The following is a 26,657-nucleotide window of genomic DNA, read 5'->3' on the forward strand; positions in this document are numbered from 1 at the left end:
TCACCCGATGCGACGGGCGCCTGCCGACGGAACCGCCGGGAAGACGCCGGGCGTCGCGTACCCGGCCGAGGTGAATGCCTCCAGCACCGACTTGGTGACCGCGTCCGCGTCCGCCTCGTCCACCAGCACGATCGCCGAACCACCGAAGCCGCCGCCGGTCATCCGCGCACCGAGCGCCCCGGACGCGTTCGCCGTCGAGACCACCAGGTCCAGTTCCGGGCAGGAGACCCGCAGATCGTCGCGGAGCGAGACATGACCCGCGGTGAGCACCGGTCCCGCGGCCCGCACCTCGCCCGCGTCGAGCAGTGCGATGACCTGCTCCACCCGCGCGTTGTCGCTGACCACATGGCGTACGTACCGCACGACCGACTCGTCCGCGCCTGCGGCGAGCGTCTCGAGCGCGGCACCCAGACCCTCGTACGGAAGATCGCGCAGCGTCCCTATGCCCAGCGCCCGGGCGCCCGCCTCGCAGCCGGCCCGCCGCTCCGCGTACGCGCCGTCGCCCAGCGCGTGCTTGACCCGGGTGTCGACCACCAGCAGCTGCAGACCGTGCGCGGCCAGGTCGAACGGGACCTGGCGCTGGGTGAGGTCACGGGTGTCGAGGTGCAGGGCGTGGCCCTCGACGCAGCACGCCGACGCCATCTGGTCCATGACCCCGCACGGCACGCCGACGAACGCGTTCTCGGCACGCTGCGCCAGCACCGCCAGCTCGGCAGCGGACAGGCCGAGTTCGAAGAGGTCGTTCAGCGCGAGCGCGGTGACCACTTCGAGGGCGGCCGACGAGGAGAGCCCGGCGCCGGTCGGGACGGTCGAGGTCAGCTGGATGTCCGCGCCGGTGACCTGGTGGCCCGCCTCGCGCAGGGCCCAGACGACACCGGCCGGGTACGCCGCCCAGCCGTGGCCCTCGTGCGGTACCAGCTCGTCGACCCTCAGCTGGACGACACCGCCTGGCACGTCGGTGGAGTGCAGCCGCAGCTCGCCGTCGGTGCGGCGGGCGACGGCCGCGCGCGCGGTGTGCGGCAGCGCGAGCGGCATCACGAAGCCGTCGTTGAAGTCGGTGTACTCGCCGATCAGGTTGACCCGGCCGGGGGCCGCCCAGACTCCTTCGGGGGCGGTGCCGTACAGCTCGGTGAAAGCGGTGACCAGCTCTGCGTTGTCGGTCATGGGGCGGTGGGCTCCTCTCGGCGGGCGAACGTCCAGGCGTCGGAGACGATTCCGGCCAGGTCGGCGCGGGACGGCTGCCAGCCGAGCCGCTCCCTGGCGGTGGTGGCGGAGGCCACCAGCACGGCGGGGTCGCCGGCGCGGCGCGGGGCCGCAATCTCGGGGACCGGGTGACCGGTGACCTTGCGGACGGTCTCGATGACCTCGCGCACCGAGAAACCGTTTCCGTTGCCGAGGTTGCAGATCAGGTGCTCGCCCGCGGTGGCCGCGTTCAGGGCGAGGAGGTGGGCCTCGGCAAGATCGGCGACGTGGATGTAGTCGCGTACGCAGGACCCGTCGGGGGTCGGGTAGTCGTCGCCGTACACGGAGATCGACTCGCGTTGCCCGAGCGCGACCTGAAGCACGAGCGGGATGAGGTGCGACTCCGGACTGTGGCGTTCGCCGCAACTGCCGTACGCACCCGCCACGTTGAAGTACCGCAGCGAGACCGCGGCCAGTCCGTGCGCGGCCGCCTCGCCGGTGATCATGTGGTCGACGGCCAGCTTCGTGGCGCCGTACGGGCTGGTGGGCGCGGTCGGGTCGGACTCCGTGATGAGGCTGGAGACCGGTTCGCCGTAGGTCGCGGCGGTGGAGGAGAAGACCAGGGTGCGGACCCCCGCGTCGCGCATCGCGGCGAGCAGCGCGATGGATCCGCCGACGTTGTTCACCCAGTACTTCTCCGGGTCGGTGACGGACTCGCCGACCTGGGAGTACGCGGCGAAGTGCAGCACCCCGTCGTAGGAGGAGTCCAGCCAGCGGGCGGCGTCCTGGATGCGGCCCTCGATGAACTCGGCCCCGACCGGGACACCCTCCCGGAACCCGGTCGACAGGTCGTCGAGGACGGTCACCGCGTGACCGGCCTCCAGAAGATGCGCGGCAACCACACTGCCGACATATCCCGCGCCACCCGTGACCAGGTACTTCTTCTGGGGCTTGCTCACTCGCTCGCTACCTCTCGCAGTCGCTGTGCCGCGGCCTCCGGCGGCACATCATTGATGAACACATTCATGCCGGACTCGGAACCCGCGAGAAACTTCAGTTTGCCGGAGGTGCGTCGGATGGTGAAAAGCTCGAGGTGCAGCCCGAACTCCTCCCGCCCGGGCACCCCGAACGGCGCTTGGTGCCAGGCCGAGATGTACGGCGTCGGCGGCTCACCGGGGCCGAAGATCCGGTCGAATCGCCTCAAGAGCTCCAGATAGATCTGTGCGAACTCCGTGCGCGCGGCATCGTCGAGTTCGCGCAGGTCGGGGACGCGCCGGCGCGGGTGGAGGTGGATCTCGTACGGCCAGTGCGCCGCGTAGGGCACGAACGCCACCCAGTGCTCACCGGTCAGCACGATCCGCTCGCCGTCGGCCAGCTCGCGGGCCACGACGTCGTCGAAGAGGTTGCGGCCGGTCCGCTCGCGGTGCGCCTCCGTCGAGCGGAGCATCAGCTCGGTGCGCGGGGTGACGAACGGGTACGCGTAGATCTGCCCGTGCGGATGACCGAGCGTCACGCCGATCTCGGCGCCCCGGTTCTCGAAGCAGAACACCTGCTTGACCTGGGGAAGCTCGGCGAGTTCGGCCGTGCGGTCGGTCCATGCCTCCAGGACCAGGCCGGCCTGCTCCTCGGTGAGGTCGGCGAAGGACGCCTCGTGGTCGGAGGTGAAGCAGACGACCTCGCAGCGGCCGGAGTCCCCGGCGAGCGAGGGGAAGCGGTTCTCGAAGACGGCCACGTCGTAACTGTCGTCGGGGATCTCGCTGAGCCGGCCGTCCCGGGACGGGCAGAGCGGGCACTCGTCGGCCGGCGGGTGGTACGTGCGCCCCTGGCGGTGCGAGGCGATGGCGACGCTGTCCCCGAGAAGGGGGTCGCGGCGGACTTCCGATGAGGTCGAGACGGCATCGAGCGGCCGCCGGTCGACAGCGCCCCGGACCACGTCGTCGCGACTGTCGTAGTAGAGCAGCTCCCGGCCGTCGGCGAGCATGGTAACCGTCTTCTTCACCAGGTTCCTCCAAACATAACCAACCACAACAAACCACAAGTCAACACGGGCGTCAATGATGCGACGCCCTCGCTCCTGCACTTCTTGCGAGGTCACGCACGTTGAATCTGGATCTTTCCTCTCATTCGATCACCATCGAACAAGGAACCCCAGGAAGAATCTTTATTTGCGCAATAACGTGGTTGCTTCGGGTTCAGTTCGTGCAACGAAGCGAGTACCCCCACATGCGATACCTGGCCGAAGGCCTCCGGCTCCCCACAACCGGGGGCGAGGACGCCCCGCCGCTCTCTGCTGCCTGCCCCAGGTCCGATCGGAGGCATCACCCTCTCCGACCGGCACAAGGAAGTCTCCGAACCGGAGCGCACATCCGCGACCGCGGCCCGCCTCTTCGACATCCGGCGGATCGTCGGCGACCTCTTCGTGGTCTACGGGGCGATCGTCACGATCACCGGGATCAACCCGTCCGACGTCGACCCGAAGAAGGCCGAGGGCGTCCACATCAACCTCTGGACAGGGCCGGCCCTGGTCCTCGGGCTGTTCTTCCCGGTGCGTCTGAAGCTGCGCCCGGCCGAGGCTCCGGGCGGCTCCGACACTGGCACCGGCACCGATTCCTGAGCAGTCGGCGCACTGCCCACGGGGACCGAATGTCACACAGGGTCCGGCCCCTTCTGCCCTGTGTCCACCGCCGCCCGTTCCAGCAGCCCGGTGCGGGCCGCGAGCGCCGCGGCCTCCAGCCGGGAGCCGACGCCCAGCTTCATCAGCACCCGCTGCACATGTGTACGGGCGGTGCTCGGCGCGATCCGCATCCCGACCGCGATCAGCCGGGTGTCCTCGCCCTCCGCGACCCGCACCAGGACCTCGATCTCGCGGGGGGTGAGCATCTGCAGGAGCCGCTGTCCTTCGTCGTCCGGCTGGACGGCCGGGTTGAGCAGCTCGGCGAAGGCGCCCTGGAGCAGTTGCGGCGCGACCGCCGTCTCCCCGGCGCGCGCCTTGACCATCGCCCGCTCGACGCCCTCTATCCGCTCGTCGTGCCTGACGTATCCGGTGGCGCCGGCGGCGAAAGCGGCCGCGATCCCGCGAGGGCTGGGCACCGGTCCGAGCACCACGACCGCCACCTGCGGGCGCTCCCGTTTGATCCGGGCGATCGGGTCGAAGGCGCCCGGGTCGGCGGGCGTCGCGGTACCGAACAAGCAGACCTCCGGGGCGCGGCTCACCACGACGTCCGCCGCGCCGGCGGTCGGCGCGGCCGCCGCCAGCACCCGGTGGCCCCGCAATTTCAGCGCCGAGGCGAGCGCCTCGGCAAGCAGTCGGTGGTCATCGACCACCATGAGCCGCACGCCCATCGAGAACCCCCTATCAGGACCCAGGCCCCCCGGCCCTCTTGACCCGGCAAGCTACACGCTTGTTCGACCTCGTGTGCCCCTTACCAGGCAGAAGCCCCCCGGAATGCCCAATCATGTGCCGTTCAGGGGAACTTGGCCGATGCCAAGCGGGCAGAAGGAGGCAGGAACCGGGCGACAAACGAACGGCCCTGCCGGTCGGACGATCGACCGGCAAGGCCGTGGTGCGTGGTGGTTCGGCGCCGGCGTCAGCCGGCGCCGAACGAGACCGCGAGGTGCCGATCGGCGTCGAGCGAGCTGTTGCCCCGCTTGCTCACCATCGTCTCGGAGATGAACAGCCGGCCGCCCGAGTAGAGGAACTCGGCGTAGTCCGCGGAGAAGCTGGTCTCCGCGTCCCGGTCGGCCTCGTCGGCCGGGTTCTCCAGCAGCACGGTCTGCTTGAAGGTGGAGCCGTCGATGGAGACGATCTGGCCGCCCTTGTCGTACGGGGGCTCCTTGTACGCGATGATGTTGGACCCGTCCATACGGATCGGGAACATCGTGTACCGGTCACCCGCGTCGGCCTTGTCGCTGGTCGGCTTGCCGGTGGTGAGGTCGAACGAGACGATCTCGTTGGTGTCGCCGTATTCGCCCGTACTCCCCTCGTGCTGCTCGGTCGGCAGGTAGATGCGGTTGTTGCCGACCGCGAGATGCTGGCAGGTCTCGACCTCGGTGGAGCCGCAGCGGGCGGCGTACTTCGCGCCGTCCGCGGCGATCTTGGTGAGCAGCTTGCCGGTCGACGCGTCGATCGAGAAGAAGTCCGAGATCCCGCTGCCGTCACCGGCGGTGTTGCCGACGTCGGCGGCGACGACCAGCGGCTTGGTGGAGACGATGCTCGCGTACTCGACGCCGGGCGGCATCTTGTACGAGGAGAGCGGGGCTCCGGTGGTCGGGTTCAGCGCCTGGATGACGAGCTGCGGGTCGTCGTACGTACCGCACTTGCGGACCACGGCGAGCGCGTCGCCGCCGCCGTACCCCTTGTCGTAGCACCCGTCGGCGCTGACCTTCGGCTTCCAGCGCTCGGCACCGGTCGCCAGGTCGAATGCGGCGCCGCCCTCGGTGCCGCCCGCGGCGACCGTGGTGCCGCTGAGCGTGATCTCGTCGAACCGGATCGGCGCGTCACCGCCGCTGGCGGCAGTCACCGACTTGCTCCACATCAGCTTGCCGGTGGTCAGGTCGAGCGCACCGACCTGGGTGCACGGCGGGTACTTGTTCGCCTTCGTCGCCTTGCCCGCCTCGAAGGCGATGGCGGTCTTGAAGTCCTCGGACATGTGCCGGGAGGCGGCGCAGAGCTGGCCGTCCAGCGGAATGGACCAGAGCTTGGTGCCCTTGACCTTGTCGTAGGCGACGATCTCGTGCACGCCGGTCTTCACGAACGCCTTGTCGGTCAGCCAGGAACCGTTGACCGACGTGACGTCGGTGACCTTCGGTTCCGGGAGCTGGAAGGCGGCCGTGGCCTTGGTGTTCGCCGGAGCCTTCTCCTTGCCGCCGCCGAGACCGCCGCCGGAACCGCCCTTGTCCTCACCGGTGGTGCCGGTGGAGTTGGACGCCTCCTTCTTCTTGCCGCCGTCGCCCCCGCTGGAGGAGAACCAGACGCCACCGCCGACGATCAGCGCCACAGCGGCCACCGCGGCGACGATGATCTGCGTCTGGGTGCCGAACTTCTTGCCGCCGTTCCCGCCCTGCTGTGGGGGCACATGCTGCGGCTGCATCGGAGCGGTCGGGTAGCCGTACCCCTGCTGCGGGGGCTGACCGGGCGGCATGCCGTACCCGCCGCCCGGAAGTGTCTGCGGGTAGCCGTAGCCGGGCTGCTGCGGCGGTGTCTGCGGGTAGCCGTAGCCGGGCTGTTGCTGCGGTGGACCCGCGGGCGGCGTCTGCGGAGCACCGAACCCACCCGCGGGCGGCGTCTGCGGAGCACCGAACCCACCGGCGGGCGGCGTCTGCGGCGACGCGGGCTGCGGGGCCGGCTGCTTGCCGAACGCGTCGGCGGGCGGCGGGGTCGGTGCCCCGAACCCTCCGGGCGGTGGGTCCTGCGGGGCGCCGAACCCGCCCTGGTGCGGCTCGTTGGGCGGCTGGGGCGGCTGTGTCATGGCGTACGTACCTCGGGGGAAAGGGAGCTGGTCGGTCGGTACCTGGCGTGGTCGGTCATGGTCCGTCGGGTGCCTGCGTGAGCCGTCACTTGCCGAAGGCCATCATGGTCTTCGTCTCCAGCTCTTCCTTGTCGTTGGCCGCGCTGACCCGCCCGCTCGCGATGAAGGAACGGCCGTCCGCGTAGACAATCTTCGGGTTGTAGAACGAGCTCTCGATCTGGGACGTCGACGCCGGGTGCTGCAACAGCACCTGTGGGGTACCACCAGTCGGCGCCAGGGTGGCGATCCCGCCGCCCTTGTTGTACGAGGCCTCCAGGTAGAGCAGCACGTTGCCGCCCTCCATCCGCAGCGGCGTCATCATCCGCTCGGCCGGGGCCGCGGCCTTCCACTTGGGCTTGCCGGTGTTCAGGTCGAACGCCACGACCTTGTTCGTACGGGCGGTGCCGCTGGAGTCGGCCGTGGTCGCCATGTAGAAGGTGTTGGCGTCGGCGGCGACGCCGACACAGCCTTCCAGCGACTTGCCGAAAATAGCGAACGCGCTGCCGCAGTCCGGCGCGAACTTGTCACCCTTGTCGCCGACCAGCTGGGAACGGAGCGTGCCGTTCTCCTTGATGGCGAGGATGCTCCACTTCTTCTTCTCTCTCTGGGTCAGCGAGACGACGAGCGGGCTCACCGAGTAAACCCGGTCGACCTCCCAGCCCACGGCGGGGCGGTACGTCCACTTGGGCTTGCCGGTGACCGGGTCGAGCTCCTGGATCTGGTTCTGGGGCTTCTCGATGTCGGCAGTGCGGCAGCTGGAGGCGGCGATCAGCTTCGTACCGCCGGCGAAGGCGTACGGCTGGCAGTTGCCCGACTGCTTGCCGAACAGCTCCTTGCCGTCGCTGACTCGGTAGGCGTTGGAGTTGCCGGTGCGTCCGACGGTCACAGTGTCGCCGCTGATGGCGAGGGAGATGTCCGACATCATGTCCCAGATGCCGTTCTGCTTGATCGGCTTCTTCCAGCCGGCCTTGCCGGTGTTGAGGTCGATCATCTGCAGGTCCGCGCAGTCGGCCTTGTCGGTCGTGCCGTTCTTGACCCCGATGACGATCTTGCCGTCCGTGGTGGCCTGGGCGGGCGCGGCGCACAGGTCCGCGGGCAGCTTCAGCGTCCACTTCTGCTTGCCGTCGGCGGCGGAGTAGCCGGATATCGCCCGGTACATGCCCTTGACGACGGTGTCGCCGACGACCCACGGACCGTACACGTCGGAGCCGTTGCGCGGCAGGTCGACGTCGTTCTTCTGCAACCAGAGGACCTTCGCCTCGCCTGCCTTGCGCCCGGCGTTGAGGTCGTCGCCGGCGTCACGACCGTCGCCGTTCCCGTTGCCCTCGTTGACGGAGGGCGAGGCGCTCGCCTTCTGGTCGTCGGCGCTCCCGTGCGCGACGGGCTTCTTGTCGTCGTCACCGCCGCTGGTGGCGAGGAACACGCCACCGCCGATGACCAGCAGCGCCGCGACCGCGGCGCCGATGATCACTGCGGGCTTGCCCTTGAAGGGGTTGCCGCCGCCGGGACCCGCCGGACCGCCGGGCACCGGGGCGCCGGGGTACTGCTGCTGCGGCTGGCCGTAACCGGGCTGCTGCGGCTGGCCGTACGGTCCGGGCTGCTGGCCGTACGGTCCGGGCTGCTGGCCGTAGGGGCCCGGCTGCTGGGCGTACGGGCCCGGCTGGCTGTACGGGCCGGGCTGCTGCGGGTGGCCGTAGCCGGGTGCCTGGCCGGGTTCCTGGCCCGGTGCCTGCGGAGAGCCGTAACCCGGCTGGGCAGGAGGCGCGGCCGGCATCTGCGGCGGCTGCGCGGGCGGCTGAGGACTCCCCTGCGGCGGCTCCTGCGGAGCGCCGAAGCCTCCCTGCGGCGGTTGCTGGCTGGGCGGCTGGGTCATCAGCACGTCCCCCTTCGTGCGGTCCGGTGCCCGTTCCGGTCTCCCCCGCGATTCCGCAGGGCTGAATTCCCTTCGGAAAGGAGCGAATCGGGCATGGTTCCCGCGGCGTCACGACAGTCGAGCGGGGCTTCTTTGTACCACCCGTACGCATTCGAACACCGGGTCGGTTCATCCCCTGTTCCCAAGGGAGAACCGCCTCGTGATGCCGCCGTTACGCAGCCGGAGCGCGCCTCTGACGACGGCGGCCAGTGCACCGCACCGGGCGCCGCTCGATGTGCGGGTGCCAACTCTTCGCACACTGACATCACTTCGGGCGGCGGGCGTCCGGCGCATCAAGGACCGTCGCGCATCATCACGTATCGCCAGGAACCTGGACGGACCGTCAGGACCGCAAGAATCCGTAACAAACCATCAGAGACCTCGTGGACCCGCGGACCGTCAGGGACCGAAGGCCATGACGGTCTTCACCTTCTTCTCCTCCTTGTCGTTGATCGCGCTGACGCGTGCGCACACCAGGATGGAGCGGCCGTCGGCATAGACCAGCCTCGCATCGCCGAAGGAGCTCTCGACCTTGGACGCCGACGCCGGATGCCGCAGCAGCATCGTCGGGGCGCCGCCCGTCGGTGCGAGGGTGGCGACGGCTCCGCCCTTCCGGTACGTGCCCTCCACCCGGACGATCACGTTCCGGCCGTCCATCCGAAGCGGCTGCATGATCTGCCCGGCCGGGGCGGCGGCCCTCCACTTGGCCTTGCCGGTGTTCAGGTCGAACGCGACGACCTTGTTGGTGAGAGCGGAGTCCACGGTCACGGGTTTGGTCGCCAGGTAGAACGTGTCGTCGTCGGCCGCGACCCCGGAGCAGCCGTCGAGGTTCCTGCCGCTCACCGCAAGGTCCACGTCGCAGGTGACGGCGTAGTTCTCGTTCGTGCCGCCGATCATCTGGGAGCGGTAGGTGCCGTTGTCCCGCAGCGTGACGATGGCCCACGCCCCGCTCTCGCCCACGCCCTTCTTCAGCGAAATCACCAGCGGATCCGTCGAGTAGACCTGCGCGACCCGCCAGCCGGTCTTGACCCGGTACGTCCACTTCGGCTTGCCGGTGGCCGGGTCGATCCCCTCGACCCGCTCCTTGTCCTGGGTGTCGGCGTCGGTGCGGCAGTTGGTCGCGGCAATCAGCCGGGGACCGCTGGTGAACGCGAACGGCTGGCAGAGGCCCTCCCGCTTACCGAACACCTCCGTGCCGTCACTGACCCGGTATCCCACCGAGTTACCGGCCCGCCCGAAGGTGACCAGGTCTCCGCTGATGCCCATGGCGACGTCCGAGAGCAGGTCGACGACGCCCTTGCGCTCGACCGTCTTCTTCCAGCCCGCCTTGCCGGTGGTGAGGTCGATCATCTGCAGCACGGCACAGTCCGCGTCCGACGCCATGCTGTCGTTGAGGGCGACGACCGTCTTGCCGTCGGTGGTGGGCAGCGTCGGCGCGGCGCACAGGGGGGCGGGAAGGTCCAGCTTCCACTTCCGGGTGCCGTCGGCGGCGGAGTAGCCGGAGACCGTGCGGTACATGCCCTTGGCGAGGGTGTCCCCGGTCAGCCACGGGCCGTACACGTCGGCGCCGAGCCGGGGTACGTCGATGCCATTGTCACGCATCCAGAGGACCTTGGCCTCGCCCGGCTTGCGCCCGGCGTTGAGCTTGCCGACCGGTGCGGAGGTGTCGACGGCATCGGCCTCCTCGGCGGGCGGGGCGGGCTGCGAGGCGGCGGGCGGCTTGGCGTCGGCGCTGCCGTGTGCGGCGGGCTTGCCGCCGTCGTCACCCCCGCGGACGGCGAACCAGACGCCGCCCCCGGCCACCAGGACCACGGCGATCACCGCGGCGACGAACGCGGTGCGGCGGCGCCGGGAGGGGGTGCGCCCTCCCGGTCCGCCGGCCGGCGGACCGGCGGAGTGCGGCGGTTGCTGAGGCGCATATCCGTATCCGTACGGACCGGGCTGGGGCTGCGCCGGGGGCGGGGCCTGCGGGCCGTACCCCTGGGTCGGCCGCATGGGTTCCACCGGCTCGAACGGAGCCCCGAACTCCCCCTGCGGCGGCTGCGGCTGCTGTGGCTGCGGGCCGGGCGGCCAGGTCATCGGGACGTCCCCCTTGGTGCGGTCGAACGGGCCTCCTTTGTACCACCCGTATCGAACACACCATCAGCGCCACCGGCCACTGGCCAGCTGTCAGGCGTCCTCGGCGAGTTCCAGCCAGCGCATCTCCAACTCGTCGCGCTCCGCCACCAGTTCCCGCAGCTCCGCGTCCAGTTTCGCCACCTTCTCGAAGTCCGTGGCGTTCTCCGCGATCTGTGCGTGCAGCGCGGTCTCCCGCGTCGACATCTTGTCGAGCTGCCGCTCCACCTTCTGCAGTTCCTTCTTCGCCGCACGTGCGGCCTGCGGGGAGACGCTCGCGGCCGGCGCCGTCTTCTCCTTCGTCGTCGCGGGTGCGGCGGAGGGGGTGGCCGCCTCCTCCATCCGCTGCCTGCGCTCCAGGTACTCGTCGATCCCGCGCGGCAGCATCCGCAGCGTTCGGTCGCCGAGCAGTGCCATCACCCGGTCCGTGGTCCGCTCGATGAAGAACCGGTCGTGGGAGATCACGATCATCGATCCGGGCCAGCCGTCGAGGAGGTCCTCCAGCTGGGTCAGGGTCTCGATGTCGAGGTCGTTGGTGGGCTCGTCGAGGAAGAGGACGTTCGGCTCGTCCATCAGCAGGCGCAGAATCTGGAGCCGGCGCCGCTCACCGCCCGAGAGGTCGCCGACCGGGGTCCACTGCTTCTCCTTCGAGAAGCCGAACTGCTCGCAGAGCTGGCCCGCGGTCATCTCCCGGCCCTTGCCCAGGTCGACCCGGTCCCGTACCTGCTGAACCGCTTCGAGCACCCGCAGATTCGGGTTGAGCTCGTGGACCTCCTGGGAAAGGTAGGCCAGCTTGACGGTCTTGCCGACGACGACCTTCCCGGCAGCGGGCTGCGCGTCGCCCTGCGTGCGGGCCGCCTCGGCGAGCGCCCGCAGCAGTGACGTCTTGCCCGCGCCGTTGACGCCGACCAGACCGATCCGGTCACCGGGGCCGAGCTGCCAGGTGAGGTGGGTGAGCAGCGTCTTGGGGCCTGCCTGGACGGTCACGTCCTCCAGGTCGAAGACAGTCTTGCCCAGCCGGGCGTTGGCGAACTTCATCAGCTCGCTGGTGTCGCGCGGCGGCGGCACGTCGGCGATCAGTTCATTGGCCGCCTCGATGCGGTAGCGCGGCTTGGAGGTACGGGCGGGGGCGCCGCGGCGCAGCCAGGCCAGCTCCTTGCGCATCAGGTTCTGCCGCTTGGACTCCTCCGTCGCGGCGATCCGCTCCCGCTCGGCACGCGCGAAGACGTAGTCGCTGTAGCCGCCCTCGTACTCGTGGACCGTGCCACGCTGAACGTCCCACATGCGCGTACAGACCTGGTCGAGGAACCAGCGGTCGTGGGTGACGCAGACGAGCGCCGAGCGGCGTGCCCGCAGATGGCCGGCCAGCCAGGAGATGCCCTCGACGTCGAGGTGGTTGGTCGGCTCGTCGAGGACGATCAGGTCCTGTTCGGCGATGAGCAGCTTGGCCAGCGCGATCCGGCGCCGCTCGCCGCCGGAGAGCGGGGCGATGACGGTGTCCAGGCCGTGCTCGAAGCCCGGCAGGGCGAGCCCGCCGAAGAGTCCGGTGAGCACATCGCGGATCTTTGCGCTGCCCGCCCACTCGTGGTCGGCGAGGTCGCCGATCACCTCGTGGCGGATGGTCGCCCCGGGGTCGAGCGAGTCGTGCTGGGTGAGGACGCCGAGGCGCAGCCCGCCGCTGTGGGTGACCCGGCCGCTGTCCGCCTCCTCCAGCCTGGCGAGCATCCGGATGAGGGTCGTCTTGCCGTCGCCGTTACGGCCCACGACACCGATCCGGTCCCCCTCGGACACACCGAGGGACACACCATCGAGCAGGGCACGGGTGCCGTACACCTTGCTGACCTGCTCGACATTGACCAGATTGACGGCCATTTCACTCCTGACTGGGGGGATCGATCGACCTCCCAGGATAATCGCCACGCGGGTGGGTTACGGCCTCGCCCACGATGGGGAGTGGATCAGCGAGCGGCGTCGTGCGGCTTCGACGACAACGCCGCTCACGCAGTCGCAGGGCGTCGGGAGCCCACTCTCTATCGTGGGGCAGGCCGTTGTCGTGCGGCGATCGATCAAGGGCGGGGACAGGGGACTTCCATGGTGCGCAATTCGGTACGGGGCACGGTCACGGGCGTGCTTGCGGCGGTGTCGGTGGCGGTGACCGGCTGCACGTCGTCCGCCCCGGACGACGGCGGGAACGGCGAGAGGACGGCGCCGAAACTGAGGACCGCGGCGAAGAGCGCGGCGAAGGGCGGCAGTATCGGAGGCCCCGGTTCCGACTGCGCCCTGCCCGTCACCTTCGACCTCGCGGCCTCCTGGAAGCCGGCGGCCGTCCAGGCCGTCGAGGACGACGCACTGAGCGGACTGGCCGAGCAGGGCCCGGTCACGCTCGTCTGCGAGATCGATGCGAAGCCCGCCGGGAACATCGGCTTCCTGCGGGTGTGGACGGGGGACCGTACCGGCAGCACCCCGCGCCAGGTCCTGAAGGCGTTCCTGGCCGCCGATCCGAACGCCGGCCGGGCCACGTACACCGATCTGAAGGCCGGCTCCCTGACCGCGGCCGAGGTCGGCTACACCGTCAGCAACGAGCTCTTGGACGAACCCAAGGAGGAGCGGGCCTTCGCCGTCTCCACCCCGAGCGGACCGGTGGTGGTGCACCTCGGCGGGCTGGACTCCCAGGAGCAAAAGGAGATGCTCCCGGCGTACGAGCTGGCGAAGAAGAGCGTGCGGCTCGGCTGAGCCGAGCGTGGGCCCCGGCCGGGTCGAGCGCGACCCGGCCGGCGGCACCCGCGGTCAGAGCACCGTGGCGCCCGGCGCCGGGGACACCGCGACGCGCGCGGTCCGGCAGGTCCCCGAGGTCAGCAGCGCGTCCGCGACCTTCCGCGCCGACTCGGCGTCCGCCACCAGGAACGCGGTGGTCGGCCCGGAGCCCGAGACCAGGGCGGCCAGGGCGCCTGCCCCGGTGCCCGCGGCGAGCGTGTCGGCGAGCGAGGGCCGCAGGGACAGCGCGGCTGGCTGCAGGTCGTTGGAGAGCGCACCGGCGAGCGTGTGGGTGTCGCCGGTGCGCAGAGCATCGAGGAGCGCCGGGGAGGCCGCCGGCGCGGGGAGGTCGGTGTCCGCGGTGAGCCGGTCGAACTCGCCGTAGACGGCCGGGGTGGAGAGCCCGCCGTCGGCGACCGCGAAGACCCAGTGGAAGGTGCCGCCGACGTCGATCGTGGTCAGTTGTTCACCGCGGCCGATCCCGAGGGCGGCGCCGCCGACCAGGGAGAACGGCACGTCGCTGCCGAGTTCCGCGCAGATGGCGAGCAGCTCGTCCCGGGTGGCGCCGGTGGACCAGAGGGCGTCGCAGGCGAGCAGCGCTGCCGCACCGTCGGCGCTGCCGCCCGCCATGCCGCCCGCGACGGGGATGTCCTTGACGATGTGGATGTGCACGTGGGGCGCGATGCCGTGGCGCTCGGCGAGCGCGATCGCGGCGCGGGCTGCGAGGTTGGAGGCGTCCAGCGGGACCTGGGTGGCGTCCGGGCCCGAACAGGTGACCGTCAGCTCGTCGGCGGGGGTGACGGTCACCTCGTCGTACAGGCCGACGGCGAGGAAGACGTTGGCCAGGTCATGGAAACCATCGGGGCGCGCGGCACCTACCGCGAGCTGGACGTTGACCTTGGCGGGGACGCGGACGGTGACGCTCACTCGTTGCTCCCGGCGGGCTGGTCCTCATCGGTCTTCAGGGCGGGCTTGTTCTCGGCGATGGCCGCGAACTCCTCGACCGTCAGCGCTTCGCCCCGGGCCTGCGGCGAGATCCCGGCCGCGACCAGGGCCGCCTCGGCGGCGGGCGCGGAACCCGCCCAGCCGGCCAGGGCCGCCCGGAGCGTCTTGCGGCGCTGGGCGAACGCCGCGTCGACGACGGCGAAGACCTCGGCCCGGCTCGCGGTCGTCGTGATCGGCTCGGTGCGCCGGACCAGCGAGACCAGACCGGAGTCGACGTTGGGGGCCGGCCAGAAGACGGTGCGGCCGATGGACCCGGCCCGCTTGACGTCCGCGTACCAGTTGGCCTTCACCGAGGGCACGCCGTAGACCTTGTTGCCCGGCCGGGCGGCCAGCCGGTCGGCGACCTCGGCCTGCACCATGACCAGGGTCCGCTCAATGGTCGGGAACCGCTCCAGCATCGTCAGCAGGACCGGCACGGCGACGTTGTACGGCAGGTTGGCGACGAGGGCGGTGGGCGCCGGGCCCGGCAGCTCCGTGACCAGCATCGCGTCGGAGTGGACGAGCGAGAACCGGTCGGCGCGGCCCGGCATCCGGGCCGCGACCGTGGCGGGCAGCGCCGCCGCGAGCACGTCGTCGATCTCGACGGCGACGACCCGGTCCGCCGCCTCCAGCAGCGCCAGGGTCAGCGAACCCAGCCCCGGCCCGATTTCCACCACCACGTCGTCCGGGCGGACCTCCGCGGTCCGTACGATCCTGCGGACCGTATTGGCGTCGATGACGAAGTTCTGACCGCGCTGCTTCGTGGGGCGTACGCCCAGCTTCGCGGCCAGGTCGCGGATGTCTGCGGGCCCCAGGAGGGCGTCGGGCTCTGTGCTGCTCACCCGGTAAGCCTACGGCCGCAGTGCGGCCGTGGGCTCGCCCCCCGTTGCACGTAGAGCTTCTTCGCCCGGAACGTCTGCTCGGACGCCGGTGCGTCCTGCAGGCGCCCTCTGCCGCCGAGGGCATGCCAGGTCTGCATGCCGAACCGGTACGGCCCGCCGTACGTGCCGCTGGCATCGACCGCCCCGGGCCGGCCGCCGGACTCGCAGCCACGAGCCCCCTCGGCGCGCACCCCGAGCCGGCGCAGGGCGCCGTCGACCGTGCCGGCGGTGGTCCACACCCGGCGCCGGACCCCGTCGAGGGTGAGGGTCACCGGGCGGCCGTGCCGCACGGTGGTGACCTCGTCGCCGTGTTCGAGCTCACTGCCACGCGGGGGTGATGGCCCTTCCGTCACTCCCCAAAGCGGCGCGACCGCACACCGTCATGGCGCGATGCGTCAGTAATCGAACGCGCGAGCCGTGTTCTCGTTGATCGCCGACGCCAGGGTGTCCTCGTCGACGCCCTTCACCTCCGCCATGGCACGGAGTGTGACGGGAATGAGATACGGCGCGTTCGGGCGTCCGCGGTACGGGGCGGGGGTGAGGAACGGCGCGTCCGTCTCCACCAGGACCAGCTCGACCGGCGCCACGGACAGCGCGTCCCGCAGCGGCTGGGCATTCTTGAACGTCACATTGCCCGCGAACGACATGAAGTACCCGGCGTCCGCGCAGATCCGGGCCATCTCGGCGTCACCGGAGTAGCAGTGGAACACGGTCCGCTCGGGGGCGCCCGCGTCGGCGAGGACGCGCAGCACATCGGCGTGCGCCTCGCGGTCGTGGATGACGAGCGCCTTGCCGTGCCGTTTGGCGATCTCGATGTGGGCCCGGAAGGATTCCTCCTGGGCGGCCATGCCCTCGGGGCCCGTGCGGAAGTAGTCGAGCCCGGTCTCACCGACGCCGCGCACCTGGTCGAGGGCGGCCAGCCGGTCGATCTCGGCGAGCGCCTCGTCGAGTGCCGCCTTCCCGCCGGGTTCGCGGCCGCCCTGCCGCGACCAGCCTTCCGGGTCCCCGTGCACGATGCGCGGCGCCTCGTTGGGGTGGAGCGCCACCGCCGCGTACACACTCGGGTGCGCGGCGGCGGTCTCGGCGGCCCAGCGTGAGCCCTTCACGTCGCAGCCCACCTGGATCACGGTGGTGACGTTCACCGCCGCGGCCCTGGCCAGGCCCTCCTCGACGGTGGCGTCCTGCATGTCCAGATGGGTGTGCGAATCGGCGACCGGTACCCGAAGAGGTTCGGGCAGCGGCGGGGCGTCCTTGGAGCTCATAGGGCGATCCTATGAGAGCCCGGCGTCACCGGGCCCGGACCTCACTTACGGCGCTACTTACGGCGCTGCCGCGCGCGAAACGCATGCACGAAACGCCACTGGCGCGGGGCGCGCTCCGACGCGCTCTCCGAGGACGGTATGGGCCCGGCGGTGGCGCCGGTCGGGGTCGCGAAGTTCAGGCGTCGCAGGGTTTCCGCGATGGAGGAAACCTGCCCGGCGCGCATGATGCGGACTTTGTGCCCGTCGCAGTTGAGGCAGGTGAGCCGGTTCAGCGGTGAGGGAACGAGCTGCCCCTGCACGCGGTACACGACGAAGGGCTGACCGTGGCCGTCCGTGTGGTGCTCGATGTCGTAGACCTGTTCCCAGCCATGTCCGCAACTCATGCAGGCGAAGGCATACGCCTCATGCACGGTGGTTGCTGCGATCTCGCTCATGCCTGCTCCTCTTGTCCGTCGGACAAGCACTCCGGAGAATGCGTCCCAGATTCAGTGGACGCCTTTACCGGCGGGAGCGCACCAGGTCCTGTCGAGTGTTGGAGCGGTCTTGGCCCTCTCGTGGCAAAAGTGGCCGGTGCGCGGCTCTCACTTTGCTTTTCACGATAGACCTTTGCCGTCTGCTGGGCCGGTCCGAGCCGCGTTCTTTGCCGCGACGACCGCATCGAAAACGTCGCGTTTGGGCAGCCCGGCGGCGGCGGCGACGGCGGCGATCGCCTCCTTGCGCCGCTCCCCCGCCTCCTCGCGCACCTGCACCCTGCGTACCAGCTCGGCGGCGTCCAGTTCCTCCACGGATTCCGCAGCGCCCTCGACGACGACGGTGATCTCGCCGCGTACGCCTTCGGCCGCCCAGACCGCGAGATCGCCCAGCGGGCCGCGCTTCACTTCCTCGTACGTCTTGGTCAGCTCCCGGCACACGGCGGCCCGGCGGTCGCTGCCGAACACCTCGGCCATCGCGGCGAGGGTGTCGTCGAGCCGGTGCGGGGCCTCGAAGAAGACCATGGTGCGGCGCTCGTCGGCAACCTCTCGGAGCCGGCCGAGCCGTTCGCCGGTCTTGCGCGGCAGGAAGCCCTCGAAGCAGAACCGGTCGACGGGCAGCCCGGACAGGGCAAGTGCGGTGAGCACAGCGGACGGGCCGGGGACCGCGGTGACCTTGATGTCCTTCTCCACGGCGGCGGCGACGAGCCGGTAGCCGGGGTCGGAGACCGACGGCATCCCGGCGTCCGTGACCAGCAGCACCCGGGCGCCGCCCATCAGCGCCTCGACGAGTTCGGGTGTACGGGCCGACTCGTTGCCCTCGAAGTAGGAGACGACACGCCCCGTGGTGTGGATGCCGAGCGCCTGCGTCAGACGGCGCAGCCGACGGGTGTCCTCCGCGGCGACGACATCGGCCGTCTCCAGTTCGGCGGCAAGCCGTGGCGGGGCGTCCGCCACATCGCCGATGGGGGTCCCTGCGAGTACCAGCGTTCCAGTCGTTCCAGTCACATCAGCCATCCTCCCAGCACGGGCGACAGCAGTCGCACAGACGCGTTCCCTACGATGGCGCGGTGACGAGTACTGCGCCCGATGCCCAGCAGGGTCAAGACGCCGGCAACCAGCATGGTGAAGAGCTGTCGTCCTGGCAGCAGCGACTGCGCCGCTTCGGCCATGCGCCCCGGTCCGTGATCGGGCTGCGAGAACGGCTGGTCCCGCCGTACACCCGGCCGGGACAGCAGCTCTGGGCTGTGCTGGGGGTGTCCCCGCCGACGGCCGACCGGCTGGTGCGGTGGTCGGCCTGGGGCGGGCCACTGCTGGTGGCGCTGGTCGCCGGGGTGCTGCGGTTCTGGCATCTGGGCAGCCCGAAGGCGGTGATATTCGATGAGACCTACTACGCCAAGGACGCCTGGGCCCTGATCAAGCAGGGGTACGAGGGGTCCTGGCCGAAGGACGTCGACAAGTCGATCCTGGCCGACCCGTCGCTGGTGCCGGTGCCGACGGATCCCGGTTACGTGGTACATCCGCCGGTCGGCAAGTGGATCATCGGGTTCGGTGAGCAGCTCTTCGGGTTCACGCCGTTCGGCTGGCGGTTCATGGTGGCGGTGCTCGGCACGCTGTCGGTGCTGATGCTGTGCCGGATCGGGCGGCGGCTGTTCCGGTCGACGTTCCTGGGATGTCTGGCGGGCGCGCTGCTCGCCGTCGACGGACTGCACTTCGTGATGAGCCGCACGGCGCTGCTCGACCTGGTGCTGATGTTCTTCGTGCTGGGAGCGTTCGGCTGCCTGCTGATCGACCGGGACTGGGCGCGGCGCAGGCTGGCTGCGGCGCTGCCGGTCGACGCGGAGGGCGTGCTGCGCCCGGATGCTCAGGTCGCGGAAACGCTGCGGCTGGGGTGGCGGCCGTGGCGGATCGCCGCGGGGGTCTCGCTGGGCCTGGCGTCCGCCACGAAGTGGAACGGGCTGTACTTCCTGGTCGCGTTCGGCCTGATGACGGTGTTGTGGGATGTCGGCGCCCGCCGGACGGCCGGTGCGGTCCGCCCGTACCAGGCGGTGATCAAGCGCGATCTGCTGCCGGCGTTCGTCTCGACGGTGCCGGTCGCGATCCTGACGTACCTCGCGTCCTGGACCGGCTGGATCATCCAGAACGACCCCAAGCACCACGGCTACTACCGGGACTGGGCGACGACCGACGGAGCAGGCGGCCACTGGACCTGGCTGCCGGACTGGCTGCGCAGCCTGTGGCACTACGAGTACCAGGTCTACGAGTTCCACGTGAACCTGACCTCGGGGCACACGTACCAGTCGAACCCCTGGAGCTGGATCGTCCTGGGCCGTCCCGTCTCGTACTTCTACGAGGAGCAGAACGGCTGCCCGGGTTCGGCGACCGGCAAGTGCGCCCGCGAGGTCCTGGCGATCGGCACACCGCTGCTGTGGTGGGCCGCGTGCTTCGCACTGCTGTACGTGCTGTGGCGCTGGTTCTTCCGCCGCGACTGGCGGGCGGGTGCGATCGCGTGCGGGGTGGCGGCGGGCTGGCTGCCCTGGTTCCTCTACCAGGAGCGGACGATCTTCTTCTTCTACGCGGTCGTCTTCGTGCCGTTCCTCTGTCTCGCGGTGGCGATGATGATCGGCGCGATGATCGGCCCGGCGGCGGGCACCGGGACCAAGCGGGAACTGGGTCTGGTGTCCGGCGACCCGTCCGGTGAGCTGCGCCGGACCTTGGGTACCGTTGCGGCCGGCGTACTGGTTCTGCTGATTGTCTGGAATTTCATCTACTTCTGGCCGATCTACACGGGCACGCCGATCCCGGACGGGTCGTGGCGGGACCGGATGTGGCTGGACACCTGGATCTAGCTGGGCAGAACCACCGAGAGGCCGCAGTCGATGACTGCGGCCTCTCGGTGGTTGTTGGTCATCGTTGGTGTTCGTTGGCCGCCCTTGGACGACCCACAGGCGGCCCACATCGACATCCGCACCGCACGCTCACGCAACTCCAGCGGGTACTTCCTCGGGGCAGGCATCGTCTGGGCTCCTCTCATGAGACCCATCTGACCTGCTGTCACCACTCCCCGCATCTCGGGGTAACCTCACAGCGAAAATTGATTCATTGCCGACAAAGTCTGGCTGCAAGGCGAGGGGCGATGAGCCGCCGTATATCCCAAGGTGTCCTGGTCGTCGGGTCGATCGGCGCTCTGATCAACATCGTGGACGCGATCGGGACGGGGCGCCTGGAGCCACACGATGCCTTCGCCGCGCTGATCGTGCTCGGTGCGGGTGGTGAACTGCTCAAAGAGCGGCGGCCCAGGGCCGCGAAGGCGCTGTACGCCGTGGCATCGGTGCTGCTGGTGGTTGCCGGATCCGTCGCGGGGGCCAGGGCGTGGGCCTCGTTCTTCAGGGGCGCAGCCTATGACTGGCTCGACCTCGGACTCGGGGTTCTGGTCGTGCTCTACTTGGCCGTCGGCGCGGGTCAGCTGCTCGCGCACCTGTCCCGCGGAGCATCGAAGTCTCGCAGAAATGCCGGCATGCTCAGCGAGTAGCACCGACACCGGTCAAACTTCGGTGGCAATGGATCAATCTTCACTGTCACAGGTCAGTCACGCGCCCTGACACTGGCCCTGACACCCGCGTGACACCTGCGCGTGACACTCCCTGACACCCGTGGGCCCGGTCCTCTCGGCGGCGCCGGCCGACCGGTAGTTCGGCCGTGTCGCGGGCGGTGGTACGGGTGGAGCGGCGCGGGTCGAGCGCCCGACCGGTGGCCACGTTCTTGTCGGGCGGCGAGCTCCTCGGGAGCGGCGGTGGCGGGCCACTCCGGCGCGTCTGCCCACTCGGCGCGGCCTCCCTGTCTTCCGGGCTTGTCGGATCAGCGCGCGGATCCCCCGGCCCCTAGGGGTTAGGGGAGGGATACGCGACGTCGCGCGTCCAGCAAGATCCGGAAGAGACGGCGGCTGCGATTGCTCGCCTACCCGTACATCGGTACCCGACCGCTCCCATCCTTCCAGCCGGGTCACATCCGCACATGGCTGGGCGAGTCGGAGCCCGCCGCGCCTGCCGCCTCGCATGGCCGGCTCGTGTTCGATCACGCGGATCCCGGCCGCTGTATACGGGAACGCCCATTCCAGAGAATTCCTGGCGCAACCGCATGTGGCTGGATACCTGGATTTGACCGGCCTGTTCATCCCCTTGTGGATCGCGTTCCGATAACAACAGCACCCGCTGCCGCCACCGTCCCGTAAGGTGCCCACAAGCGCTCTCTTGAACGTGTTCAAGAGAGCCTCCTGGGGAGGGGGACTGCACAGATGCGCAGTGGAGCGAAGGTCGCTGTCATCGGCGGAGTGTTCGCGCTGGTGGTCGGCGGGGTGGGGTACGGGGCGTACAACGTCCTCGACGGGTTCGGCGGCAGCGGGGGCGGCGGTACGGACGGACGCTCCACCTCCGCCGAGGTGAAGACCGGTCCGCCGAGCAAGGCGGAGATCAGCGAGACGTCGAAGAAGTTCCTCAAGGCCTGGGCAGCCGGCCAGGCGTCCGAGGCGTCCCAGCTCACCAACAACGCCGTCGAGGCCGAACCGGCCCTCAGTGGCTACAGCGCCATGGCCCACGTCACCGAGGCCGTGATCACCCCGGGCCCTGCGACCGGCTCGAAGGTTCCGTTCACCGTGAAGGCGACGGTGAACTTCGAGGGGAAGTCCAAGCCCTGGTCGTACTCCTCGGAGCTGACCGTCGTGCGCGGCCTGACCACCGGCCGGGCGCTGATCGACTGGAAGCCGTCCGTGATCCATCCGGACCTGGCGGACGGCGAAACGCTGAAGACAGGCGAGGCGTCGGCCCCGTCCATCGAGGCGCTCGACCACAACGGCCGGGTGCTGACGAAGGAGAAGTACCCGTCGCTGGGGCCGATCCTGGACACGCTGCGCGAGAAGTACGGGCAGAAGGCCGGCGGCACCGCGGGCATCGAGACCTGGATCGAGTCGACGGACGAGAACACCCCGGACAAGACGCTGCTGACGCTGTCCAAGGGGAAGCCGGGCACGCTGCAGACCACGCTGGACGCGCGTGTCCAGGCGGCGGCCGAGGAGGCCGTCAAGCGGTACACCCAGGCCTCGGTGGTCGCCATCCGACCGTCCACCGGCTCGATCCGCGCAGTCGCCAACAACCCTGCGACCGGGTTCAACGCGGCCATGCTCGGCAAGCAGGCGCCCGGTTCGACGATGAAGATCGTGACAGCGTCGATGCTGATCGAGAAGGGACTCACGGGCGCGAACCAGAAGATCGAGTGCCCGAAGGACGTGATGTACCGGGGCCGCACGTTCCAGAACCTGGACGGGTTCTCCATCCCGGACTCCACGCTCACCACCAGCTTCGCCCGGTCGTGCAACACCGCCTTCATCAAGCTCATCGACGACACCAAGGACGACGCCGCACTGGCCAAGGAGGCCCGGGACGTCTTCGGTATCGGCCTCGACTGGAAGACCGGCGTCGCGTCCTTCGACGGCAGCGTGCCCGAGGCCGCCGGCGGTGAGGCCGCCGCGCAGTACATCGGCCAGGGCACCATCCAGATGAACGCACTCACCATGGCGTCGATCACCGCCACCGCGAAGAACGGCACCTTCCGGCAGCCGGTCCTCGTACCGCAGGACCTGGACGGCCGTCCGCTCGCCACCGCGTCCCGCTCGCTGCCCCGTTCCGTCTCGCAGCAGGTGACCAACATGATGCGGCAGACCGCGAGCTGGGGCACCGGAAGGGCGGCGATGGCCTCGGTCGGCGGCGACAAGGGAGCGAAGACCGGTTCGGCGGAGGTCGACGGACAGGCCACGTCCAACAGCTGGTTCACCGGCTTCAGCAACGATCTCGCGGCCGCGGCGGTCGTCCAGTCCGGCGGCCACGGCGGCGACGCGGCGGGGCCGGTGGTGGCCCAGGTACTGCGCGCGGGGCCGTGACACGTTCCCCCGGTGCCCGAAACCGGATCGCCTGCCCCGCCGGGCGGCCGCTAGCGTGCGGGGCATGAGTACTCCCGACGCGACCACTCCCGCGACCGAGGCCACCGTTTCGGCCGCACACCCCCGATTCGCCGAGGCCCTGCGCGAGCTGGGGCTCGATGTCGAGATCCGCCGCTTCCCGGTCGCCACCCGTACCGCCGCCGAGGCCGCCGCGGCCATCGGCTGCGAGCTCAGCGCCATCGTCAAGTCTCTGATCTTCGAGGCCGACGGGGCTCCCGTGCTGGTCCTGATGGACGGCTCCTCGCGGGTCGACGTCGAGCTCGTACGGCGGGAGCTGGGCGCCGGGAAGGTCAAGCGCGCCGGGGCCGATCTGGTCCGGGAGACCACCGGCTACGCGATCGGCGGTGTGCCGCCGTTCGGCCACCGTACGAAGACCCGGGTGCTGGCCGACCGCGGGCTGCTGGACCACGACGTGGTGTGGGCTGCGGCGGGCACCCCGAACACCGTCTTCCCGCTCGATCCCAAGGCAGTCATCAGGCATGCCGGCGGCACCGTGGTGGACGTGCGCGAGCAGTCCAGGTGACGCCGCTGGTCGCATGCGCGGTCCTGATCGCGGCGATCACGCACGCCGGCTGGAACGCCATCGCGCACGCCATCAAGGACCAGCTGCTCTCCTTCACCCTGATCTCGGGGGGCGGGGCGCTGCTCGGCGCGGTTGCCGCCTGCTTCACACCGCTGCCGGCCGCGGCGGCATGGCCGTATCTGATCGTCTCCGCGATCCTGCACATCGCCTACATGGCGCTGCTGATGAGGTCGTTCACGCTCGGCGACTTCGGCCAGATGTATCCGATCGCACGCGGCACCGCGCCCCTGGTGGTGACGGTCCTCGCGGCGGTCTTCGTCGGCGAGCGGCCCGACGGCTGGGCGACGGCCGGGGTCGCGGTCGCCTGCGCCGGGCTCGTCGGCGTCGCGCTGTGGGGCATCCGGGGCTCGGAGACCCGCCCGCACTGGCCGGCGATCACCGCGGCGCTCGCGACGGGTCTGGCGATCGCCGGGTACACGACCGTGGACGGGGTGGGGGTCCGAGCCTCCGGCACCTCGCTCGGCTACATCGCCTGGCTGATGATCCTGGAGGGGCTCGCCGTCCCCGCCTACACGTTCTACCGCCGCCGCGGGCAACTGGCCGCCCAGCTGCGGCCGTACGCGGCACGGGGGCTGGGGGGCGCGGCCATGTCGGTGGCCGCGTACGGGCTGGTCCTGTGGGCGCAGACGAAGGCGCCGCTGGCCCCGGTCGCCGCCCTGCGCGAGTCGTCGATCATTGTGGGCGCGGCGATAGGGACGGTGTTCTTCAAGGAGCGGTTCGGCGCGCCGAGGATCGCGGCGGCCGGACTGATGGTGGTCGGGATCGGGCTCATGCTGCACGCGAGTTGAACGCGGCGGCCTCCGGAGAAGCACCGGCGCGGACAGCAGGCGCCGGTGCCGGTGCAATCCGCGCAGCCCGCCGGTCCGCCCGACAGGCTCTCAGTCCTGCGCGATCGCCCTCCGGAAGCCCGCGTTCACGGCGAGCAGCCCGCCGTCCACCCGCAGCGTCGTCCCGGTGATCCAGGCGGCGTCGCGGGAGGCGAGGAAGGCGACCGCCGCCGCGACGTCGTCCGGTTCGCCGACCCTGCCGAGGGGGTAGAGCGGGCTCACCCGGTCCAGGACGTCGGCGCGGTCCGCCCACGCGTCCGTGCGGATCGTGCCGGGGGCCACGAGGTTGACGCGGACCCCGCGCGGGCCGGCGTGGCCGGCGAGCGTACGAGTCAGGCTGCCCAGGCCCGCCTTGGCGGCGCTGTAGGCGTGGTTGCCGAAGTCCTGCTCCCCGTTGACGGAGCCGATGTTGACGATCGCGCCCCTGCCCGACGCCACCAGGTGCGGCAGTGCCGCCCGTGAGCAGCGGTACGGGCCGGTGAGCGTGGCGTCCAGATCGCCCTGCCAGACGTCGTCGGGCTCGTCCTCGAAGAGCGGGGTGTCGGAGGTGCAGCGGTACGCGTTGTTGACCAGCACGTCGAGCGTGCCGAACACCTCGATCGCACGGGCCACCGCTGCCTCGACCGCCTTCCGGTCGCCCACGTCACAGGGCAGCGCCTCGGCGGTGGCGCCCGTCTTCCGTATCGCCGCCGCCGTGTGCTCGGCGCGCTCACCGTCCAGATCGGTCACCAGGACGCGTGCGCCCTCGGCGGCCAGCCGACGGGCCGTGGCAGCGCCGATGCCCTGCCCCGCGCCCGTGATGAGTACGCCGTATCCGTCGAACCTGGAATCACCGGTAGGAGTCATAGCGCCGACCGTACTGCTCTGACCAGGGCCTGGGCACGAGGGTCGGCAGTGACTCCCTTCTGCAGACCGTTCGTCACATAGCCGAGCGAGATGCCCGATTCGGGGTCGGCGAAGCCGAGCGAGCCGCCGCGGCCCGGGTGACCGAAGGAGCCGGGGGCGAGGAGCGGGGCGGCCGGGCCGTGCAGCATGTAGCCGAGCCCGAAGCGGGTGTTCACGACGAGCACCCGGTCCGGGCCCGCGGACTCCTCGGTGCGGGCGAGAGTGAGCGTGGCCGGGGCGAAGAGCCGGTGACCGTCGACCGGGCCGATCATCGCGGCGTAGGCGCGGGCCAGCGCGCGGGCGGTCGCGATGCCGTTGGAGGCGGGGAGTTCGGCCGCCCGGTAGCCGGCGTCGTTCTCGTCGGGGAACGGGTCGATGGCGCCGAACGCGCGGCGGGTCAGCGACTCGGGATCACGGTAGGCGTCCACGACCGACCGCTTGGGGCGCATCCGCAGCGCACCGCCGTTGCCGCCCGGGACGGGCGGCTCGACCGGTCCGATCCGGCCCACCCGGTGCGCCTCTTCCTCCGGGAGCCCGAACCAGAAGTCGAGGCCGAGCGGGCGGGCGATCTCCTCGGCGATCCAGCGGCCCACGGTTCGCCCGGTGACCCGTCGCACCAGTTCGCCGATCAGCCAGCTGTACGTCTGTGCGTGGTAGCCGTGTGCGGTACCGGGCTCCCACTGCGGGCGCTGCGCGGCGACGGCGTGCGCCCCGGAGCTCCCGTCGGCGGCCTCCTGGGGCGTCAGCGGCCGGTCGAGGGCGGGGACTCCCGCACGGTGGGCGAGGAGGTGCCGCACGAGGACGCGCTCCTTGCCGGCCGCCTTGAACTCCGGCCAGTACGTGCCGACCGGGGCGTCCAGGTCCACCTGTCCGCGCTGGTGCAGCAGCAGCGGTACGGCCGCGGCGATGCCCTTGCCCGCGGAGCGGACGATCTGCACCGTGTCGACCGCCCACGGTTCGACGCCGTCGACGTCTCTCGTACCGGCCCACAGGTCGACGACCTTGCGCCCGTCCCGGTAGACGGCGACCGCCGCCCCCCGCTCCCCCCGCTGCTCGAAGTTACGGATGAAGGCGTCCCTGACCGGTTCGAATCCGGTCGCCACCGTGCCCCGTACGTCCACGCCTGCTCCTGCACTCCCGCTCATCCCCCCATGGTGCATCGCTGCGCAGGTGAGCTGTACCGCGGGTGACCCTGACGGCCTGCCGCGAGCGGCGTCGGGTACGGGCAGACCCGGTGCGCGCTGTCGACCGGCCTGGCGGCCGGGTCCTGGTCGACGGGCGGCAGCGAGGCCGGGACGGCTGG

The 26,657-nt window shown here is 70.6% G+C and carries 23 protein-coding genes and 1 pseudogene; 7 read left to right on the top strand and 17 right to left on the bottom strand.

Going from position 1 to position 26,657, the window contains the following annotated elements:
• From galK to galT, 3 genes are read right to left on the bottom strand one after another with little or no spacing between them, the layout of a single operon-like run.
• Entirely contained in the window at positions 1 to 1,164 is a 1,164-nt protein-coding gene (galK, locus tag AB0915_RS11450; protein WP_366690869.1) for a galactokinase, read from the bottom strand.
• Positions 1,161 to 2,141: a UDP-glucose 4-epimerase GalE gene (galE, locus tag AB0915_RS11455; RefSeq protein WP_366690870.1), complete on the bottom strand. Its 981-nt coding sequence runs from the start codon at positions 2,139 to 2,141 to the stop codon at positions 1,161 to 1,163. Before galE ends, galK begins: the two co-directional genes overlap by 4 nt.
• On the bottom strand, positions 2,138 to 3,181 hold the full coding sequence (gene galT, locus AB0915_RS11460; RefSeq protein ID WP_366690871.1) for a galactose-1-phosphate uridylyltransferase: 1,044 nt from the start codon (positions 3,179 to 3,181) through the stop codon (positions 2,138 to 2,140). Before galT ends, galE begins: the two co-directional genes overlap by 4 nt.
• A 318-nt stretch (positions 3,182 to 3,499) precedes the next feature.
• Here galT and AB0915_RS11465 point away from each other — a divergent pair, with 318 nt between their 5' ends.
• Entirely contained in the window at positions 3,500 to 3,796 is a 297-nt protein-coding gene (locus AB0915_RS11465; protein ID WP_366690917.1) for a hypothetical protein, read from the top strand.
• A 32-nt stretch (positions 3,797 to 3,828) separates the two neighbouring features.
• Here AB0915_RS11465 and AB0915_RS11470 read toward each other — a convergent pair whose 3' ends face one another.
• The 5 genes from AB0915_RS11470 to AB0915_RS11490 form a co-directional block, all read right to left on the bottom strand.
• On the bottom strand, positions 3,829 to 4,524 hold the full coding sequence (locus AB0915_RS11470; protein ID WP_366690872.1) for a LuxR C-terminal-related transcriptional regulator: 696 nt from the start codon (positions 4,522 to 4,524) through the stop codon (positions 3,829 to 3,831).
• A gap of 245 nt (positions 4,525 to 4,769) precedes the next feature.
• On the bottom strand, positions 4,770 to 6,650 hold the full coding sequence (locus AB0915_RS11475) for a PQQ-binding-like beta-propeller repeat protein (RefSeq protein WP_366690873.1): 1,881 nt from the start codon (positions 6,648 to 6,650) through the stop codon (positions 4,770 to 4,772).
• Positions 6,651 to 6,735: 85 nt separating this feature from the next.
• Positions 6,736 to 8,562, bottom strand: a complete 1,827-nt coding sequence (locus tag AB0915_RS11480; protein WP_366690874.1) for a PQQ-binding-like beta-propeller repeat protein — start codon at positions 8,560 to 8,562, stop codon at positions 6,736 to 6,738.
• 438 nt (positions 8,563 to 9,000) lie between these two features.
• The gene (locus AB0915_RS11485; protein WP_366690875.1) at positions 9,001 to 10,680 is read right to left on the bottom strand and encodes a PQQ-binding-like beta-propeller repeat protein; all 1,680 of its coding nucleotides are present in this window, start codon (positions 10,678 to 10,680) and stop codon (positions 9,001 to 9,003) included.
• A gap of 90 nt (positions 10,681 to 10,770) precedes the next feature.
• Positions 10,771 to 12,588 carry an ABC-F family ATP-binding cassette domain-containing protein gene (locus tag AB0915_RS11490; protein ID WP_366690876.1) on the bottom strand — a complete coding sequence of 606 codons (1,818 nt, stop codon included), beginning with the start codon at positions 12,586 to 12,588 and terminating at the stop codon, positions 10,771 to 10,773.
• Positions 12,589 to 12,807: 219 nt separating this feature from the next.
• On the opposite strand from AB0915_RS11490, the gene AB0915_RS11495 reads away from it, so the two are divergent.
• Positions 12,808 to 13,449, top strand: a complete 642-nt coding sequence (locus tag AB0915_RS11495) for a lipoprotein (RefSeq protein ID WP_366690877.1) — start codon at positions 12,808 to 12,810, stop codon at positions 13,447 to 13,449.
• A gap of 54 nt (positions 13,450 to 13,503) precedes the next feature.
• On the opposite strand, the gene AB0915_RS11500 is transcribed toward AB0915_RS11495, so the two are convergent.
• The 6 genes and pseudogenes from AB0915_RS11500 to rsmI form a co-directional block, all read right to left on the bottom strand.
• Positions 13,504 to 14,397, bottom strand: a complete 894-nt coding sequence (locus tag AB0915_RS11500; RefSeq protein WP_366690878.1) for a 4-(cytidine 5'-diphospho)-2-C-methyl-D-erythritol kinase — start codon at positions 14,395 to 14,397, stop codon at positions 13,504 to 13,506.
• Positions 14,394 to 15,296, bottom strand: a complete 903-nt coding sequence (gene rsmA, locus AB0915_RS11505) for a 16S rRNA (adenine(1518)-N(6)/adenine(1519)-N(6))-dimethyltransferase RsmA (RefSeq protein ID WP_366690879.1) — start codon at positions 15,294 to 15,296, stop codon at positions 14,394 to 14,396. Before rsmA ends, AB0915_RS11500 begins: the two co-directional genes overlap by 4 nt.
• A pseudogene (locus tag AB0915_RS11510) lies at positions 15,293 to 15,598 on the bottom strand (transglycosylase family protein); the annotation flags it as partial. The pseudogene AB0915_RS11510 and the gene rsmA, both read right to left, overlap by 4 nt.
• A gap of 132 nt (positions 15,599 to 15,730) precedes the next feature.
• Positions 15,731 to 16,597: a TatD family hydrolase gene (locus tag AB0915_RS11515; RefSeq protein ID WP_366690880.1), complete on the bottom strand. Its 867-nt coding sequence runs from the start codon at positions 16,595 to 16,597 to the stop codon at positions 15,731 to 15,733.
• Positions 16,598 to 16,650: 53 nt separating this feature from the next.
• Entirely contained in the window at positions 16,651 to 17,031 is a 381-nt protein-coding gene (locus AB0915_RS11520) for a hypothetical protein (protein ID WP_366690881.1), read from the bottom strand.
• 159 nt (positions 17,032 to 17,190) lie between these two features.
• Positions 17,191 to 18,084: a 16S rRNA (cytidine(1402)-2'-O)-methyltransferase gene (rsmI, locus tag AB0915_RS11525; RefSeq protein ID WP_366690882.1), complete on the bottom strand. Its 894-nt coding sequence runs from the start codon at positions 18,082 to 18,084 to the stop codon at positions 17,191 to 17,193.
• Positions 18,085 to 18,137: 53 nt separating this feature from the next.
• On the opposite strand from rsmI, the gene AB0915_RS11530 reads away from it, so the two are divergent.
• Positions 18,138 to 19,916 (top strand): phospholipid carrier-dependent glycosyltransferase, encoded by a 1,779-nt coding sequence (locus AB0915_RS11530; RefSeq protein ID WP_366690883.1) that lies wholly within the window; start codon positions 18,138 to 18,140, stop codon positions 19,914 to 19,916.
• Here the strand turns inward: AB0915_RS11530 and AB0915_RS11535 are convergent.
• Complete coding sequence (locus AB0915_RS11535; RefSeq protein WP_366690884.1) at positions 19,913 to 20,083, bottom strand: hypothetical protein; 171 nt, start codon at positions 20,081 to 20,083, stop codon at positions 19,913 to 19,915. The two genes, AB0915_RS11530 and AB0915_RS11535, sit on opposite strands and share 4 nt — an antisense overlap.
• Positions 20,084 to 20,203: 120 nt before the next feature.
• Between AB0915_RS11535 and AB0915_RS11540 the strand changes: the two genes are divergently transcribed.
• From AB0915_RS11540 to AB0915_RS11555, 4 genes are all read left to right on the top strand, one after another.
• Positions 20,204 to 20,599 carry a hypothetical protein gene (locus AB0915_RS11540; protein WP_366690885.1) on the top strand — a complete coding sequence of 132 codons (396 nt, stop codon included), beginning with the start codon at positions 20,204 to 20,206 and terminating at the stop codon, positions 20,597 to 20,599.
• A gap of 762 nt (positions 20,600 to 21,361) precedes the next feature.
• Entirely contained in the window at positions 21,362 to 22,999 is a 1,638-nt protein-coding gene (locus tag AB0915_RS11545; RefSeq protein WP_366690886.1) for a penicillin-binding transpeptidase domain-containing protein, read from the top strand.
• Between the two features lie 64 nt (positions 23,000 to 23,063).
• Positions 23,064 to 23,582: a YbaK/EbsC family protein gene (locus AB0915_RS11550; RefSeq protein WP_366690887.1), complete on the top strand. Its 519-nt coding sequence runs from the start codon at positions 23,064 to 23,066 to the stop codon at positions 23,580 to 23,582.
• Positions 23,579 to 24,430 (top strand): EamA family transporter, encoded by an 852-nt coding sequence (locus tag AB0915_RS11555; protein WP_366690888.1) that lies wholly within the window; start codon positions 23,579 to 23,581, stop codon positions 24,428 to 24,430. Before AB0915_RS11550 ends, AB0915_RS11555 begins: the two co-directional genes overlap by 4 nt.
• A gap of 90 nt (positions 24,431 to 24,520) precedes the next feature.
• Here the strand turns inward: AB0915_RS11555 and AB0915_RS11560 are convergent, their stop codons facing one another.
• Both AB0915_RS11560 and AB0915_RS11565 read right to left on the bottom strand, forming a co-directional pair.
• Positions 24,521 to 25,315: an SDR family NAD(P)-dependent oxidoreductase gene (locus AB0915_RS11560; protein ID WP_366690889.1), complete on the bottom strand. Its 795-nt coding sequence runs from the start codon at positions 25,313 to 25,315 to the stop codon at positions 24,521 to 24,523.
• Complete coding sequence (locus AB0915_RS11565; RefSeq protein WP_366690918.1) at positions 25,312 to 26,475, bottom strand: serine hydrolase domain-containing protein; 1,164 nt, start codon at positions 26,473 to 26,475, stop codon at positions 25,312 to 25,314. The genes AB0915_RS11560 and AB0915_RS11565 overlap by 4 nt, the downstream gene beginning before the upstream one ends.
• Positions 26,476 to 26,657 lie beyond the last annotated feature (182 nt).

Origin of the sequence: Streptomyces sp. NPDC048411 (genome assembly GCF_040704695.1) — a bacterium.
In the GTDB taxonomy this organism is placed as follows: Bacteria; Actinomycetota; Actinomycetes; order Streptomycetales; family Streptomycetaceae; genus Streptomyces.